This is a genomic window from Calditrichota bacterium (assembly GCA_020637445.1).
Classification (GTDB): Bacteria; Electryoneota; RPQS01; order RPQS01; family RPQS01; genus JABWCQ01.
The window spans coordinates 53,365-69,036 of the sequence record JACJVZ010000001.1; the positions used below are offsets into that span (position 1 = coordinate 53,365).

The 15,672-nt window shown below is 50.1% G+C and carries 14 protein-coding genes; 7 read left to right on the forward strand and 7 right to left on the reverse strand.

The genetic code is table 11. The features are described from left to right. Nucleotides 1-373: 373 nt before the first annotated feature. The 7 genes from H6507_00205 (at nt 374) to H6507_00235 (ending at nt 7,913) form a co-directional block, all read left to right on the forward strand. Nucleotides 374-1,741, forward strand: a complete 1,368-nt coding sequence (locus H6507_00205; protein ID MCB9367523.1) for a DUF262 domain-containing protein — start codon at nt 374-376, stop codon at nt 1,739-1,741. Next, nucleotides 1,738-2,814 carry a DUF3696 domain-containing protein gene (locus H6507_00210; protein MCB9367524.1) on the forward strand — a complete coding sequence of 359 codons (1,077 nt, stop codon included), beginning with the start codon at nt 1,738-1,740 and terminating at the stop codon, nt 2,812-2,814. The genes H6507_00205 and H6507_00210 overlap by 4 nt, the downstream gene beginning before the upstream one ends. After that, nucleotides 2,811-3,569 (forward strand): hypothetical protein, encoded by a 759-nt coding sequence (locus H6507_00215; protein ID MCB9367525.1) that lies wholly within the window; start codon nt 2,811-2,813, stop codon nt 3,567-3,569. The genes H6507_00210 and H6507_00215 overlap by 4 nt, the downstream gene beginning before the upstream one ends. A gap of 790 nt (nt 3,570-4,359) precedes the next feature. Continuing rightward, nucleotides 4,360-4,947 carry a hypothetical protein gene (locus H6507_00220; GenBank protein ID MCB9367526.1) on the forward strand — a complete coding sequence of 196 codons (588 nt, stop codon included), beginning with the start codon at nt 4,360-4,362 and terminating at the stop codon, nt 4,945-4,947. 95 nt (nt 4,948-5,042) lie between these two features. Then, complete coding sequence (locus H6507_00225; GenBank protein ID MCB9367527.1) at nt 5,043-6,587, forward strand: hypothetical protein; 1,545 nt, start codon at nt 5,043-5,045, stop codon at nt 6,585-6,587. Nucleotides 6,588-6,594: 7 nt separating this feature from the next. Then, nucleotides 6,595-6,888 carry an excisionase family DNA-binding protein gene (locus tag H6507_00230; protein ID MCB9367528.1) on the forward strand — a complete coding sequence of 98 codons (294 nt, stop codon included), beginning with the start codon at nt 6,595-6,597 and terminating at the stop codon, nt 6,886-6,888. Next, nucleotides 6,888-7,913 carry a tyrosine-type recombinase/integrase gene (locus H6507_00235; GenBank protein MCB9367529.1) on the forward strand — a complete coding sequence of 342 codons (1,026 nt, stop codon included), beginning with the start codon at nt 6,888-6,890 and terminating at the stop codon, nt 7,911-7,913. Before H6507_00230 ends, H6507_00235 begins: the two co-directional genes overlap by 1 nt. 397 nt (nt 7,914-8,310) lie before the next feature. Here the strand turns inward: H6507_00235 and ric are convergent, their stop codons facing one another. From ric to H6507_00270, 7 genes are read right to left on the reverse strand one after another with little or no spacing between them, the layout of a single operon-like run. After that, entirely contained in the window at nt 8,311-9,009 is a 699-nt protein-coding gene (gene ric, locus H6507_00240) for an iron-sulfur cluster repair di-iron protein (protein ID MCB9367530.1), read from the reverse strand. Between the two features lie 27 nt (nt 9,010-9,036). Next, on the reverse strand, nt 9,037-10,584 hold the full coding sequence (locus H6507_00245; GenBank protein MCB9367531.1) for a NarK/NasA family nitrate transporter: 1,548 nt from the start codon (nt 10,582-10,584) through the stop codon (nt 9,037-9,039). Between the two features lie 13 nt (nt 10,585-10,597). Beyond that, a complete protein-coding gene (locus H6507_00250; protein MCB9367532.1) occupies nt 10,598-12,124 on the reverse strand; it encodes a NarK/NasA family nitrate transporter in 1,527 nt (508 codons plus the stop codon). Nucleotides 12,125-12,148: 24 nt separating this feature from the next. Further along, nucleotides 12,149-12,724 (reverse strand): hypothetical protein, encoded by a 576-nt coding sequence (locus H6507_00255; GenBank protein ID MCB9367533.1) that lies wholly within the window; start codon nt 12,722-12,724, stop codon nt 12,149-12,151. Nucleotides 12,725-12,729: 5 nt separating this feature from the next. Continuing rightward, a complete protein-coding gene (locus tag H6507_00260; protein MCB9367534.1) occupies nt 12,730-13,827 on the reverse strand; it encodes a cytochrome bc complex cytochrome b subunit in 1,098 nt (365 codons plus the stop codon). After that, nucleotides 13,827-15,143 (reverse strand): respiratory nitrate reductase subunit gamma, encoded by a 1,317-nt coding sequence (gene narI, locus H6507_00265; GenBank protein MCB9367535.1) that lies wholly within the window; start codon nt 15,141-15,143, stop codon nt 13,827-13,829. The genes H6507_00260 and narI overlap by 1 nt, the downstream gene beginning before the upstream one ends. Further along, complete coding sequence (locus H6507_00270) at nt 15,136-15,672, reverse strand: hypothetical protein (GenBank protein ID MCB9367536.1); 537 nt, start codon at nt 15,670-15,672, stop codon at nt 15,136-15,138. The genes narI and H6507_00270 overlap by 8 nt, the downstream gene beginning before the upstream one ends.

Below are 15,672 nucleotides of genomic sequence, written 5' to 3' on the forward strand. Positions count from 1 at the left end.
CACTGCTGTTGCTTTATCTAGTGTGGATAGTTAGCAATGCAACCCAACAAGGTTCTTATATAGAATTTCAAGCTCCTCGCTGACTTACGTATTGTGCGCCCGATAAATATCACGCTGCTTTTGCGTGGTTATGCAGAGGACAAATCCCACTCCTAGACACGCCTTTACCATGGAATGGCTCGGGACCTGCAAAATGTCACAGAAGTTGTGCACGACTGAGATATAGCGGTTCAACTTAATTATTGAATCAGAGTCAGTACGTCGTTTGTTTCAAATTGAACGACGAAACACCGACCTTTAGCAAAACGGTCCTTTTCCAGTGGACCAGAATTTCGGTTTATCTTGCAACTGTCCATCGATGCGAAACGAGAAAATGTTCACAGATCAAACGCTTGCCAAAGTGCTCGAGATTCTTCACGAAAACGGTGGGAGCTTGCCACGCGAAGAGCTATTTTGCAGTATAGTCGCCGATTTACGCCAGGACGTCACATTAGATCTGTTTGTTCAGAACCTGCTTGAGGCCGCAGGTGCAGATGAGCAACGGCTTATGGGCATGGATCACTCAACTGACGCTATCATGATTACGTCAGCGGGGCGTGATTATCTAGAAGAATTCTCCCGTGGTCTCGGTATCGACGAGGAAACACTTGAATCATCGACGGCATCAGCTCCACCAGCTCCATCGGCACCAGTAGACTCCTCAGCACCATACGATACAATGACGGTAACTGTGGATCAGTTCATGTTCACTGTCTTTCAAATAATGAGAAAGATCGAAATGAACGAAATTGATCTACAGCCCGATTTTCAGCGCCATTTGGTGTGGGACGAAATTCGACAATGCAGACTTATCGAGTCCATTCTGATCAGGATCCCCTTGCCAGCGTTTTATCTGGATGCATTGGATGAATCGCGTTGGGTTGTCGTGGATGGCCTTCAGCGTCTTCATACGCTTGATCGCTTCTATAATAAAAACGACCTTAAGCTACACGATTTGGAATTTCTGCAGCAATTAAATGGAATGTCTTTTTCCGACCTCCCACGGACATATCAACGCCTTATAGAAGATGAAACCCGTCTGAACTTCTACATTATCAAACCCGACACGTCGCCCAATGTTAAGTTCACGGTGTTCCGTCGAATCAACACAGGCGGAATGATACTGACAGCTCAAGAGATAAGGCATTCACTATTCCAAGGTAAGGCCACAAGACTCCTTCAAGTATTAGCAGACAGCGATGAGTTCTTGCGGGCAACCGCAAGCTCGATAAATACAAAGCGGATGGATGACCGAGAATGTGTACTTCGATTCTTGGCTTTTTATCGCTCCTCGCCTGAGAGCTATAATAAGAACGACCTCGACCTTTTCTTGAGTAATCAGATGAGCGAATTGAATGCGCTTTCTGAGTCAGAGATTCACCAATTGGATGCTGTCTTTCGCGACTCAATGCTTAAGGCTTTTTCTCTTTTTGGTGACAAAGCCTTCCGCAAGTTATTCAGCCTAAATGGACGGAGGTCACCGATCAACAAGAGTCTGTTTGAAACCTGGAGTGTTTGCCTCGCGCCAGTACCTCAAGAGCAGTTGCTAACCTCGAAAGACCGAATTATTGCTGCTTTTATGCAGCTGATGAACGTCGATCCCCACTTCGTGAAATCGATATCTGTTGGGACTGGGAATATGTCTAGTGTCAAGATGCGATTCGGGGCGGTAGAAAAGCTTCTTAGGGAGAACTTGTTGTGATAAGAGAATTACGAATCCAAAACTTCAAATGCTTCGAAGACGATACTGTCCACTTTGGGAACATTACCCTGTTGGTTGGGGAGAATGGGACAGGAAAATCTTCTGTTATTCAGTCGCTGCTTTTGCTGAAACAATCTGACGATTCAGGACAACTCCGAAAGGGTGTCCTCCAACTGAACGGGGTGCTCTCTCATTTAGGAACGGCTGTGGATGTACTCCGTGGAAAGAGCCAGAGTGATACCGTCGTGTTTGACGTCTCATTCGAAGATGGAAGGAAAGTAGCTTTTCGCTTCAAATACCCAAAAGGAAAGCCAGACGATTATTTCCTGCATTCAAAAGAACATCATCTTGCCTTCGATCACTCGTTATTGTATCTAAGTGCTGAGCGTGAAGGACCTAGACTAACGTACCCTATGTCGCAACAAGGAGGGGGAACTTACGACGTTGGGATACACGGTGAGTTCAGCATGAGTACGTTGTCGTCTAACGGTCACGAGCCCACACCTAATAGACATTTGTCGAGGATTGCAGACGGAACGAATCAGGCGCTTCTCTACCAGGCGAATTACTGGCTGCAGAACATAATTGGTGATGTTGAGTGCGAAGTAGAGAGCATTGTAAAGGCCGATCAAGTGAGGATTGGCATCAGAGCGATGAATGATAGTAGTTTCCGTCGAGCCTCTAACGTGGGCTTCGGAATAACATATGTACTACCAATCGTTGTCGGTGCTCTGGTTTCCACACAGGGATCGATACTTATAGTGGAGAATCCAGAGGCGCATCTTCATCCTCGCGGTCAGTCAGTGATCGGTTACTTTTTGGCTCATGTCGCAGCCAGCGGCGTGCAGGTTATCGTTGAATCGCACAGCGATCATGTTCTCAACGGAATGAGAAAGGCTGTCGTGGATCAAGTGGTCGAGCCAAACAACGTATCGATTCAATTCTTCATCACACCTAAAATGGATAAAGACAAACGCATAATCACGATAAATCTGGACGAGAAGGGCAGAATCGACAAGTGGCCAGATGGCTTCTTCGACCAAATCACCAATGATCTTGAGCATCTCATATGAACCGTGTGGCTGTTTTGAACGAACTATCTTGTGTGCAGCAAGCACATAATAGCTGGGACGTAACGGATCTTGTTGTTCAATTGCTGCAAGTTGTGCGGGACCTCCGGCCTGTGTTGATGGATTCTAATCCGGTGGCCCACAGCCGAATATGGACTTCGTCACTAGCGGCAGGCACGACACTTTACGATTGGGTTGTCGACAAACGGACAGACAATAAGGACATTCGCCTCGAGCTTCTAAGGTTGTTGACTGCGGCACCGGAAATCAAAACAATGTTCGGTCTGCCCAAGCTGAGATGTGAAGTCGACGGCACCGAGGTCTCAGACTCGGGAGTGGAGGGCGCCACGATTGGAAAGATGGAGAGAAATTGGGAAAGCATGCTGCTCAGTTTCGCGGACGCACCGACTTACAGTACCAGTCCAATTAGTGTTCACATTATCAATGGCGAACAAGAAGAGCACCTTGATCTCGACAATTTGACTGCAGCATCTCAGGTGTCAAGCTACCGACGGGTTTATGAAGCTAGTCCAAAGCATATAGACCACGACAATGAGAATAGTTTTGTGTCGCCGATGGATCTTAACGCTTCAGACGCCCAAGCGGTACTAGACCGTGGGATTAGGTATGGGCGAAAGATTATTGGAAAACACGACGGACGATACTACATATTCATGTGTCACCTCGGAATGTCGTTTCACGGGTATCGCGCGAAATCGCATGAGATCCCTTGGGAAATCCGACGAAAGTTCGATTGAAGAAGGCGTAGCCAGAAATCGCGTGCGGAACGCGTCCTCGATTGTCTACCCACGAGATGGTGGACCCGAGAAACGCTGAACGGCAAGCATGTAATATGCAGAGAAACAAGAGAACCCTGCGATGAATACGTGACAGGGCTTTCAATTCATCTAAATCAAAAAGCTTTCCGTCAACGCATTTGGCGCAAAAGGATCAGGAGTACAGTGGTTTGGTTTGGCGATGTGAGTTCATTTGGTCTGACACAGTTTCGAAATCCGCGCAACAAACGGACGGTAGAAAAGAACCAAACTATCCAAGCGCCCAGCCTAATCCATGACCCGGGCTAAGCGAGAGCCACTGGACCTCTTTGGGAAACATTTGCAAAACCGCGCTTGGCCCCACCCAGAGCGATCTCGCTGTCCAGCTGTTGTTTCCAATTCTTGCTAAATCCATGCGGTCCGAAACAGTGCAATCTCGATTCCACAGATGCACTTTGATGTGAATTGTGATAAAACAGAGAGTACAACACGGACCTTTGCCGGGTACTTGCACTTGTCGAAAGATCTTCTTAGATTGATGCCTGCACGATAGTTGCGTCATTGAAGACGCAGTTTGACAAGCGCACGTTGCGCACTACTTAAAAAACCGCGCCGCTGGGTACTCACCCGACGGCACCTAGTCAAGACTTGACGGCTCTTCCTAACTGGAAGCGCTGGCAGGTCTTTTTTTTTGCGCAAATTCTGGGTAAGCGTAGAAAAGCACATAAACAATTTACACGGCGACCCGGACGCCGGACATATAGGATCCAAAATGTATTTACCAGACACACATCATAACGTGGAGCATGTACGAGGTCGCTGGCTTGCGTCGCTTGAACGATACGCGGATGCTCGTAAGCGATATCCGGACTTGTCCGATTCGGAGTTCGAGAGATTGGCTCGAGAATTTCGATCATTGATCACGGTTGGCAAACAGGCCGATCTCTTCATCGATGTTCTTTCCTTCGAAGCCTTGTACCAGAATGAACTGGCAAAGAAGGTAGAGGCCGAACCATTGCCGGAATTGACGCTCTTTGCTGGGCAGGCTCAGGTAAGACTTCTACAAGAAAGCATTCGTCAGACGCGCTCACAGAGGCATAGATTGATGGGCCAAATCGCTTGGTTTGACCACGGATGCGAGATGCATGATTTGCACACAGGGACATTGGACACGGTGGACAACTACAACCGGCGTGAAGTGGTTGATCGAGTAAAAGCCAACGACATCAAGGTTGCCGAGTTGGAAGAGGAGCTGGATTCTCTAGTTGCTCTCTACAGCGTGGAAGGAGCCGCCGAAATCACGTCGGAAGTAATGGAAAAGTACAGTATTACCAAGTCGAAAAAACGGCGCAAATTCTGAGGAGGAAGGTATCGGGTGCGTGGCTGTTGAAAGCAAAACGATGGTCATGCACCCGAGCGCCATTCCTATCCAGTATTCAATCAACTTCGATTGTTATGTCTTTCTCTATTGACCCAAAAAGATTTCAGAAGTTTTTCAATGTCGTGCCCGACTATGTTGCGCTGTCGCCGGGGATTTTGTTTCGAGTACAAGGGGCTGCAGAGTTTGGTGGGCTATTGAGCAATCATGTCACGGGACTTCGTCGTGTCGCGATTTTTCCAATGCAAGTCGACGGGACGACTCCGCTGGCCGTTATTCGATTCCGTCAATCAGACGACAATTCAAACACCTCGCCATTGAACCAGGCCCTCTCTGTCAACCGTGTCCTGCATAACGGATTGCCGACCTTGACCGACGAAGGTCCCGAATCTCGCATTACAGCAAAGTTTAAGGAGTGGCAGATACCGACTTATGTCGAGCTCACGGGAGTATCGGGGCAAGAAGAGGTTAATCTCTGGCTATTGTTCAAATCTCCACGCCCAGCCGCCGAGGTATGGCTAACGCTGTCGTCACTTCTGGCGGGATTGGGGCTGAGTTCATTTGCAACGATTCACCCGAACCCAACATTGATAGCAAGCATTCCCCACAGGGACGAAGCGATTCTCCTTCCATACTACTCAGGACTTCCCGAGATCTTTTTCGAGCGTTCGGTCGGGAGCTTGCACACCGAGCGAACATGTTTTCTAGATTTGAGTCACAATACTGCCGTGCCGATTCACGAATTTCCAAGCCTTGCGCAAAGGGTGACGAATGCGGCACTAGAGAATCTCGCTGCCGCGGTGAGCCCACACAACGACCAGGCTCGCCGGACCATCCTGTATCGTGACAACGGGAATGGGCATTCTTCCGACGACTCATTTGAGGAGGGAATTGCCAGTAAACGGTATTTACCGCCAGCACCAGTCATCGTCAAGGTTGAGCTTCCACGCGGATACGCGGATCGACCGTCCTTGTACGGCGATGACGAGTCGGGGCAGGGTTCATCAAATGTGAAAAGCGCGAACGAGCACATGTTGTTACCTGCTGAGCTTCGCGTAAAACTTGAGACGTGGAAGATCTTGACCGTTGGGCATCAGATGGAGGCCGTGAAATCACACTTCAGCAACGATTTTCACGTTCTCCCGCGTGAAATCCAACGCCTCTGGCTCAAAACCATTGTAAACCAAATTAGCGTAATCGCGGAGCAAGCAAGCACTTGGGCCGCAGAGGGATTGGCGTCCATGGATTTGGGCAAACGTGATATTGTTGACATACTTCTACGGGCAAAGATTCTTGACTTTTCCGATGAGCAAAGGGGACGTCTGTTCGTAACGTGGCTTAGTTCGAACGGCGGAGTCTTTCAACGTGCAGGCGATGGGGCTGAACTTGAGTGGCGGGGCGACAAGTTCGTGGTCGGAGAAAATCAGAAGTTCCGGTCGCTCTTCTGGGAGTTAACTGGACGGGGCGACTCGCAACTATCGTTCGATACGGCCATCGACGCAATCCACAACGAGTCGATTGCAATTTCCGAAGCTAATGTTGGAGCTCCGGTACCGAAAGCAGCGAGTAAAAAGTCCGCGCGAAAATCCGCGAAATCTGACAGCGCAGAAAATCGGGCATAAGTTAATAGTGGCGAACAGCGACCCAAGACTTGACGAGATCCTTCGTGCACTCCGTGAAATTCGCACCGAGCACGAACGATTACAGAGTCCATGGTTAACGCCGGAACACGCGGCGTTCTATCTCGGTGTGTCGCGCTCTCGCATCTACCAGTACATTCACGAAGGAAGTATCCCGTTCCACCGCTTGCCCGAGTCGAATCTAATTCGATTGAACGCGCTCGAACTCGACGCATGGGTGCGGAGCGAATCGCAACCACCAAAACAAGTCAGCAATGAAGCAATCAGGAGGATTCTAAGATAATGCCCGTCACAGTACGATGGAGGGACAGAAAGAAGGGACGCACGTACTTTCTGGACATCGTTCACGACGGACGGCGAAAGAAAGTAACAATTGGCGTTGTAAGTAGTCGCGATGCTCGCGACATCGCCGCTCGAACGGAGCGTGAACTTCTGCTCAACGGTTGGCCTGATGAAAAGCCGGGCAATCTGACGTTTTCAGAGTTCATGACGCAGTACTTCGACTACTGCGTCGCAACAAAGTCTGGCAGCACGGTGAAAACGGACCGATACGCGCTCCATACCTTCGCGAGGTACATCGGCAACGTACCGTTGTCCGACATCACGACCGACAAGATCGAAGAGTTCCGGCTGCATTTGCTGCGAAAAGTGAAGCCGAATTCCGTGAACGTTGTGCTTCGTCATTTGAAATCAGCGATGTCCTGGGCTGCCCAACGAGAATTAGTCGCTTCAAGTCCTGCAGCAAAGGTAAAATTGAACCGTGTACCCCGGAACACGCATATGCGATTCCTCGACGACGCAGAGATCCAACGCCTGCGCGATGCAATCGGAGAGAATCTGCATCTGCGTCGTGTCGTTGACTTCGCGCTTTGGACGGGTCTGCGCCGCAATGAGATAGTGAACTTGCAATGGTTGGATATCGACTTGAATCGCAAAACGCTCGTCGTTCAAAACAAGGCAGGCTTCCGCACGAAGTCGGGCAAATCTCGTAGTGTTCCGCTGAATAGCAACCTTGAGGCGATGCTAACGGACATGAAGACCACCAGCCATCGACAAGAGGATCGGGTTTTTCCAGCCAACTACTGGACATTGGGCCAGCATTTTCGTAACGTTGCCCACACTGCCGGATTGACCGGAATTAGCCTGCACACACTCAGGCACACGTTTGCGTCGCACTTGATCATGGCGGGAGCTGACGTTCGATCTGTCCAAGAACTACTAGGGCACCATGACCTTTCGGTCACGCAAATCTATGCTCACCTTTCAAGAGACCATTTGGCAAACACAGTCGAGAAGCTAAAATACTAAACAGGAGGCCGATCAAGCCTCCTGTTTCTTTTGCGGCAACTAGCGAAAGGTCAATTGCGAGCGCAGCTATTCTTGGGGACAGTTTTGGGGACAGATTAGTTGATACTGGTTGTTAAAATCTGGACTTACGAATGAACACTTGCGCAAATCCGAAAAACAAAAAAGCCCTGCAAAACAATGTTTTAGCAGGGCTTTAGTTGGTGCACCCACAGGGACTCGAACCCCGAACCAATTGATTAAGAGTAAATTGTCGGGGTTTGTTTTTATAGTCACTTACAAGAGAAAAAAGACAGTTTCAGGACAATCCAATATGGCAAGAAGATACAATCCTAAAAGCCCGGGCAATGCAACCGTGCTGGAATCCACTTGAATTGTGGAATCAAGAGAACCAGTTGGCCTAACTCCCCCTAAGAGCGCGAGGGAAGAGGATGTTGTTTTCTTTGTGAATGTGCCAATGGAGGTCGCGTTCAAGCTCTTCAAGACCAGCAAACAATCCGCGAAATGTATTGCACGCATCTGCCGGCGGAGTGTAGTCGTTGGTCAATTCTCTGAGTTTCAACAGCGCTTGGCCGGCCGATTCGTGCTCTTGCTCCATGACGCTGATCGGTCCGAAGAGTTGTGCGGCAGCTTCGGCAGGCAAGGAGCCTTGCTCGATTCTCTTGACTGCCGGGAAAAGGATGTTCTCCTCCTTGTACATGTGAGAATCCAATTCTGCAAACAAACCAGAAAAGGTTTGAAGCACGTCGAGCATTTCGGGATGGCGCTCGCCGTGAACGCGGTACACTTTTTCTGCCATTTCACCAAGATGCGGAAGAGCATTCTTTAGATAATCATGGTGCTGTGCAAGAATGTTGTCGACAAGTGCCGACAATTTCGCTTTCGACCAATCGGGTTCGGAATGGGTGTCTTCCCGGTTGTCTTGGTCGGCTAATTCCGCTGTGATGGTTTGAGGGTCAATGTTCTTTTCTGCACATACCACATTGAGAGGCCGTCCGCCTCCACAACAGAAATCAATTTGATGTTTTTGAAAGATTCGAGCTCTACCCGGTTTGTCAACGACGAGTTGCCCGACAGGAGTTTCAAGCAAATTTTCCATCTTAGTTCCACCTATTTTGTTTTGGTCTTAGCACTTGATTTCGGCATTCCGTCGCGCGTAAAACCACCAGTTAACCAATAAACAACTGCCATAATAGACGGCGAAACCGTACAGAGCATATTCCGGATGCCCCGCTTGGATTTGCGCGCCAAATACTTTCGGAATAATGAATGCACCGTAGGCGGCAACGGCGGAGGTCCACCCCAGCACAGGTCCCGCTTGATGCGGCTCAAAGATCATCGGAATCATCCTAAACGTCGACCCGTTTCCGATTCCAGTCGTAACAAACAACAGCAAGAAGAGAATCAAGAACGGAAAGAAATAGGCTTCAGGATTCGGCGCGTCGTTCGCAGCTTTTACGTTGTAAGCGACTCCGAGTGCAGCAGCAATCATAACGATTGTATCCCAATGTGTGACACGCGCGCCGCCGAATTTGTCGGACAACCATCCTCCGACCGGACGAATGAGCGAACCGACCAGCGGCCCGAGCCACGCGTAAGCAAACGGATTTGGCGCGTTGGGATTTACTGTTCCATCGGGCAGATAACCGAAAACGTCCTGAATTAATTTGGGAAATGCTGCGGAGTATCCGATAAATGATCCAAATGTCATCACATAGAGCCAGGTCATTACCCAGTTATGCTTCTCGCCGAAGATCGCATACTGCTTTTTCAGATTTGTACGAATTTTCGCAGGAGATAAATAGCGAATCAGTGCGAGCGTCAGCAGGATCGTAACGGGAAGAACGAGCCACATATTCACTTTCAGCGCAATCAGCAAATACAGTCCGGCAGCAGCGGATGCGAAACCAAGCGCAGTGAGGTAAAGCATCTTGCCCATTGCGGCGGGCGCGGAACCGACATTATGCGCCGCCATGTTGTTCATCATGAACCACGCGAGAATCGTGAGAACCAAGAGAATCGGCACCCAAACAAACCCACTGTTTTGAATCCACACCGAAGCGCCTGTCGTGGGCATGCTATACGCGCCGCCTCCAAAAGCTCCGAACATTCCGAAGGTCATTGTGAAAGGAAGAAGCACTTGCATGACACTCACGCCGAGATTCCCAAGTCCCGCATTTAGCCCCAAAGCGGTTCCTTGTACACGTTTAGGGTAAAATATGCTAATGTTGGACATTGATGACGCAAACGCACCGCCGCCGATGCCGGAAAGCGCAGAGAGAATCACAAACGTCGAATAAGACGTGCCCGGCTCACGCAGCGCGAGTCCAAGTCCGAGCGCAGGAAGGATCAGCAACGCCGTCGTTGCGGTGATGACATTTCTTCCGCCGCTCAGTGCTACGAAAAACGAATTGGGGATGCGCAGCGTCGCCCCGGTGAGTCCGGCAATCGATATCAACGTGTAAAGCATCGCCTTGTTCTTTGCTGGGTCGGGATCGAACACGAACCCAAGCTCCTGCATCTTGGTCGTTACAATCGACCAATACATCCATACAGCGAAGCCACACAGTAAGCATGGTATAGAGATCCAGAGATTGCGGTTCGCAATGCGCTTGCCTTCTGATTCCCAGAAGACATTGTCTTCAACATTCCAATTGGTCAGGAATTGTCCCATGTGCGTATTCCGGTTAGCTTGTAGGAATTGCGGTGGTGGCGGGTAGGGAGTGATAGTCCTCGATCTGCCGCATTAATACAGGCTGTATTTCGCGCATCATGCGTTGAATAACCCGGTGCATCCACCATAAACACCAGGCGCTGAAAGCCGCAAAAAACATCCAACACGTCGTCCAAATGCCCGTCCCTTTCAATAAGTATCCGAAAATAATCGGACAGAAAAACCCACCCAATCCGCCGACGACACCGACGATTCCTCCGACCACGCCGACATCGTCGGGGAAATAGTCCGGGATGTGCTTATACACCGCGGCCTTACCGACGCCCATCATGATCCCCACAACAAACACAAGTACCGTGAATATCCAGATGTTCGCTTGAAAGTAGAGATGTGTAACGCCCTTGGCGAGAAGTTCTTTCTTCTTGACTTTGTCGCCGACTTTTACGACAGGTTCTTGCCAAAAAGTGCCTGCCGGCATAACATATGTTGCTTCATCGAGATGTTCGCGCCAGCCTTGCGGTTTGGGAGTCAGCTTATAAGGCGTTCCATCAACGGAAATAGTTGATTCCGAAACTTCGGTGACCGTTCCTCCTTTGGCAGCCATAACACTTTGCCCCGGCGACTGGATATCCATTTTGGGAATGATCAGGAGTCCACAGCAAATCACACATAACCCGAGCACCCAATACATGACTTTCCGGGCGCCGAATTTGTCGGACATCCATCCGCCTAACGCGCGAATGACGCCAGAAGGCAAACTAAAGATTGCCGCGAGCAAGCCCGCCGTTGCAATGGTTACGGAGTATACACTGACGTAATAGGGTATCAGCCATTGTGCGAGAGCGACGAACCCGCCGAACACCAGAAAATAGTAAGCGCCGAATCTCCAGACTCTCATATGTCTAAGCGGATCGAGGCGCTGCCTCAATGTGTATCCCTGGCTGTGACCAGCGAGTTTCGTGTGTGAAAAGAGGATAAACAACACGGCCATGACGACGAGTCCAGCGGAATAGATTCTCGGGAGCATTCGCCATCCATCGAGGTTCGTGCCGCCATCCGTCAACCATCTCAAGACAAATGGAGCTCCCATGCTTGTCAGGGCCGCGCCAGCATTGCCTGCGCCAAAAATACCTAATGCGGTACCCTGACGTTCCTTCTTGAACCAAACAGACGTATATGCGATTCCGACTGCGAAGGAGGCTCCTGTTAGCCCAAAACCGAGTCCCGCCAGCATGAATTGCGTGAAGTTGTTTGCGTAGCTCACCAAGAACATGGGAACAGCTACCAAGAGCATCAAAACACTGTACACAATTCGGCCGCCGTATTTATCCGTGAGAATTCCGACTGGAAGCCGCGTAAGCGAACCCGTCAAGACAGGAATTCCAATCAGCCAGCCCATTTGGGCCTTATCCCAATGAAAGACTCCGTTATCCACCAAGTAGGTAATCAAGACACCGTTCATCATCCACGCTGCGAAGCAGACTGTGAATGCGAGTGTATTGAGAATCAGTACTTGAATGGCTTTGCTATTTTCTTGCATGGCAATCCCTCAAAGTTCAAGATGCTAACTTCTCGCCTCGTGCGATTCGGCCTGTATTGCGAAGCCGTGCAACAGGTTGCTAAGACCATAGTAGCCCGCAGCAGTTGCAAGAACGATCAAGAATATGTGCAGTTTGTATAGGTTTAGATTATGCAGAAACAGCTTCCATGGATTGCCGTGCGAGCTATTTAGCGGATGAGTACCATCATTATATTCTTGAGCGTCCGGGATTCCATCTTCATCGAGGTCGCTTTGGAAACCGTAGGCTTCGGCAAGTTGCTCGGGATGCGCCCGCAGCTCAAGGAATTTCGTCTTACCGATTTTCAGAATGATATTGTTACCGAACGCGTTCAGAATCGGGCTTTCAACCGGCATGCCGGGTGCGAAGGCTCCGCGAGCGGCATTCAGTCTATTTAGCTCGACGGGAGTGAGACTACCGATTTGACCTCGCGAAGCGCCCTCAGGACCATCACCGTTGGCGTGACACATGGCGCAGTTTATCGGACGGCCCGAGTTTTCCTGAGAAAAGCGCTGGAACTCCGGGTAGGCAAAACAGTTTCCGATGAAGATAAGGGCTGCAATGAAGGCTATTCTAAACATGGCAACTATCCCTTGATGGCGTGGTAGATGCTCTCGCCAAACAGAGTCATTGTAATTAAGTACGCTGCAATGGCCGACGCAATCCAGCGCATAGTCCTATGACTCGCGCCTTTGAATATCCACGGAGCCGCGAACAAACCCAACGTCGCCGCAGTCATCACAACTATGATGATCCAAAACGGAAGAAGCTCCATCGGGTAATAAACGAAGTAAAAATACCACTCGGGTTTTATTCCGTCTGGAGTAGAGCCGAGCGCATTGTACGGTTCGAGCAGCGGATACGGAAACAAAGAATCGAAAGGCAAACATAGCGCGAGCACGAAGACGACGAGAAACGCGATTCCCCACTCTTTGAAATCCTTTAGGATAAAAAACGGGAAGAACTTCTCCTTTCGGACGGGTTTGTCCTCGATGCCGGGACTCATGCCGTGAAGCTGTACCGACAACAAATGCAGCCCGATTACTCCAATTACCAGAAGCGGCAGAATCACTACGTGCAACGCGAAGAAGCGACTCAATGTCGCTTGGCCGATCGCAGGCGCACCTTGAATCGTGACGCGCACGTCTTCCGCGAGGTGAGAAAGCGCGGCGGGGAGATATTGTCCGACTTGATCAATGGAAGCCAGTCCGACTTTGGTCGCGTTAACCGCAATCTGATTCCAAGGAAGAAGATAGCCCGTAAATCCGAAACCGAAGGTCACAAGCAGCAAGAGAACTCCGGCAATCCATGTGATTTCGCGCGGCTTGGCGAATGCCTTCATTGCGAGCGAGGTCAGCATGTGCGTGATCACACAGAAGATCATGAACGACGCGGACCAGGCATGAAGGTTCCGAATCAGCGCGCCCATCGTAACAAAATGAGTGATGTACTCCACGGACTCGTGCGCTTCACTTACGGTCGGTTCGTAGTAAAACAGGAGCATCAATCCCGTCATCACTTGAATGATGAAGAAGAAAAGGGCCAGACCTCCGACGTAATATCCCCATGACATACGATGAACGGGGACATCTTTCTCCGTCACCATGTGTTTGAAGCTCAGCTTTTCGAGGGGAAGTCTTGAGACGAGAAAATCAAATGTGGATGCGGCAAAGGATTTTTTCATCATGCCTCCGCCGAGAGTGATCTTACAATGTAGAGCGAATAGTCCGCGGCAATTTGAGGATCAATGCGACCGGTCCGTGAGCCGCGCGAACTTTCCGTTGCGATCTCTCCACCTTGTTCGTCGCGAACAATCCACGCGATGCGGTCGAGCGGCGCTTTTGCCGGAGCGCCTTCATTTGGCAATCCGGTCTTTATGTCGAAATATGAGACATGGCACGGACAAAGTATCTTGCCGTTTGCGTCAACTTGATTTCCGACGGTGCAACCGAGATGTGTGCATTTGGCAGAGAGCAGCATCGGCCAACCGTCTTCCGTGCGAAACGCAAGCCCGGGGCGCATTGCATAATCGATGAAGTATTTTCCGGTCGATCCGTTCAGCTCGGAAAGTTTGGCAACGTAAATTTCATTGCTGCGCAGGCGTTCCAATTCAAGCTGCTTTTCCTCGGCGGTCAATTGCAGTCTTCGCAAACGAGTTTCAAGTAGATCGGCTTCCTCGTCATGATGCAAACCGGGCATTTGAAAGAATCTGCCAAGCTTGTCGAGCACGCCGACCGAAAGCAATAGGCTTGCGGCACTCAAACCAAGCGAGGCCTTGATGAAGTGCCTGCGAGAATCCTGATGTGCAAGAGCAACAACGGCACCGGCATTTCGGCGCGGGTTGGTCCATACAACTTTTTGCGGAGATCGCAATAAGTATTGTACGGGAACCGTGATCATATGAATCAATCGTGTAAACGGAAATACGAGAACGATTAGCCAGGCTCCGACAACATGCGCTTGAATAATTACGGGCATGTCACGAATCACCGAGATGTCAGGGCCAAGTGTTACGAGGCTCCAGACATACGGGGCTAAGGTGCCGGTGGACCAGCTTGCGCCCCATCTGAAGCCACCGGCAATCATTAACCCCAAAGCGACTTGCATCAGCAGGAGCATTGCCACTAAGAAATCGGCAAGTTTCGTGGTCTTCTGCAAACGAGCTGTGGTAGCGCGTCGAAATATGAGTACAATCAATCCGATGAGGCAAATGATACTTGCCGCCATTCCCAGAGTTTCCGCGATGGTAAGCAGCGCAGGAACCGCCATTAATTTGTGCCATACACTGGGAACGAGAAATGCAAGAAAGTGCCCGAAGAACACAATTAGAATTCCGATGTGCCAAGGAGCCGAACCCCACAACATCTTCTTGCCTTCCAGAAATTGCGAGGACAGCGTAGTGATGCCATAGCGATCATTCTTGAACCGCCGTACGGTCCCCACGATGCAAATGATAATGGCCGCGTATGGCAGTCCGATAAACAGGAACAGATCAAGCATATGCCGTCTCCTTTCCGGCCTCAGTCTCTACGATTTCACAAGCTGCTCTGAGCAGATGCGCGTAGTGATTGTTTTTCGACGCGAGAAAGTCCGCCATTTTCGTCAAACCTGGCAAGATTACATATGTGGAAAGCTCTTTGCGATCGACGGGAGATGCACACGGCAAAAATCCGATCACCGTGCTCATGTGGTCGGCAGATTCGCCTGTGGACACATACGACGCATTGCGATACATGTCAAGCAGACCAACCATTAAATGTGACCGCTTGAAGCTTTCCACTCCAAAAAGGTGAACACTCAGCGCGGGGGACGTGACCGGATTCAAATCGAATGTCTTCGAGTACAATTCTTGAAGATCTGTGATTGTGAGCCACTCAACTTCCTTGAGAAACGCCCGAATGTGGCGAGTTGCGTGTTTTGACTCCACAGTCTCGGCGAGCGCCTGGGCAAGATCGAGAAAGTTGAAGTGGGGATGGCTGAGCAGAGCGGCAAGTTGCTCGAAAGTGTTGCCGACGATAAATCGAGACAT

Bases quoted from the DNA above. Each gene is read 5' to 3' on its own strand.
- ric (MCB9367530.1), bottom strand. From the start codon at position 9,009: ATGGAAAATTTGCTTGAAACTCCTGTCGGGCAACTCGTCGTTGACAAA.
- H6507_00260 (MCB9367534.1), bottom strand. From the start codon at position 13,827: ATGAAAAAATCCTTTGCCGCATCCACATTTGATTTTCTCGTCTCAAGA.
- H6507_00250 (MCB9367532.1), bottom strand. From the start codon at position 12,124: ATGCAAGAAAATAGCAAAGCCATTCAAGTACTGATTCTCAATACACTC.
- H6507_00245 (MCB9367531.1), bottom strand. From the start codon at position 10,584: ATGGGACAATTCCTGACCAATTGGAATGTTGAAGACAATGTCTTCTGG.
- H6507_00225 (MCB9367527.1), top strand. From the start codon at position 5,043: ATGTCTTTCTCTATTGACCCAAAAAGATTTCAGAAGTTTTTCAATGTC.
- H6507_00235 (MCB9367529.1), top strand. From the start codon at position 6,888: ATGCCCGTCACAGTACGATGGAGGGACAGAAAGAAGGGACGCACGTAC.
- H6507_00255 (MCB9367533.1), bottom strand. From the start codon at position 12,724: ATGTTTAGAATAGCCTTCATTGCAGCCCTTATCTTCATCGGAAACTGT.
- H6507_00205 (MCB9367523.1), top strand. From the start codon at position 374: ATGTTCACAGATCAAACGCTTGCCAAAGTGCTCGAGATTCTTCACGAA.
- H6507_00215 (MCB9367525.1), top strand. From the start codon at position 2,811: ATGAACCGTGTGGCTGTTTTGAACGAACTATCTTGTGTGCAGCAAGCA.
- H6507_00270 (MCB9367536.1), bottom strand. From the start codon at position 15,672: ATGTCTCGATTTATCGTCGGCAACACTTTCGAGCAACTTGCCGCTCTG.
- H6507_00220 (MCB9367526.1), top strand. From the start codon at position 4,360: ATGTATTTACCAGACACACATCATAACGTGGAGCATGTACGAGGTCGC.
- narI (MCB9367535.1), bottom strand. From the start codon at position 15,143: ATGCTTGATCTGTTCCTGTTTATCGGACTGCCATACGCGGCCATTATC.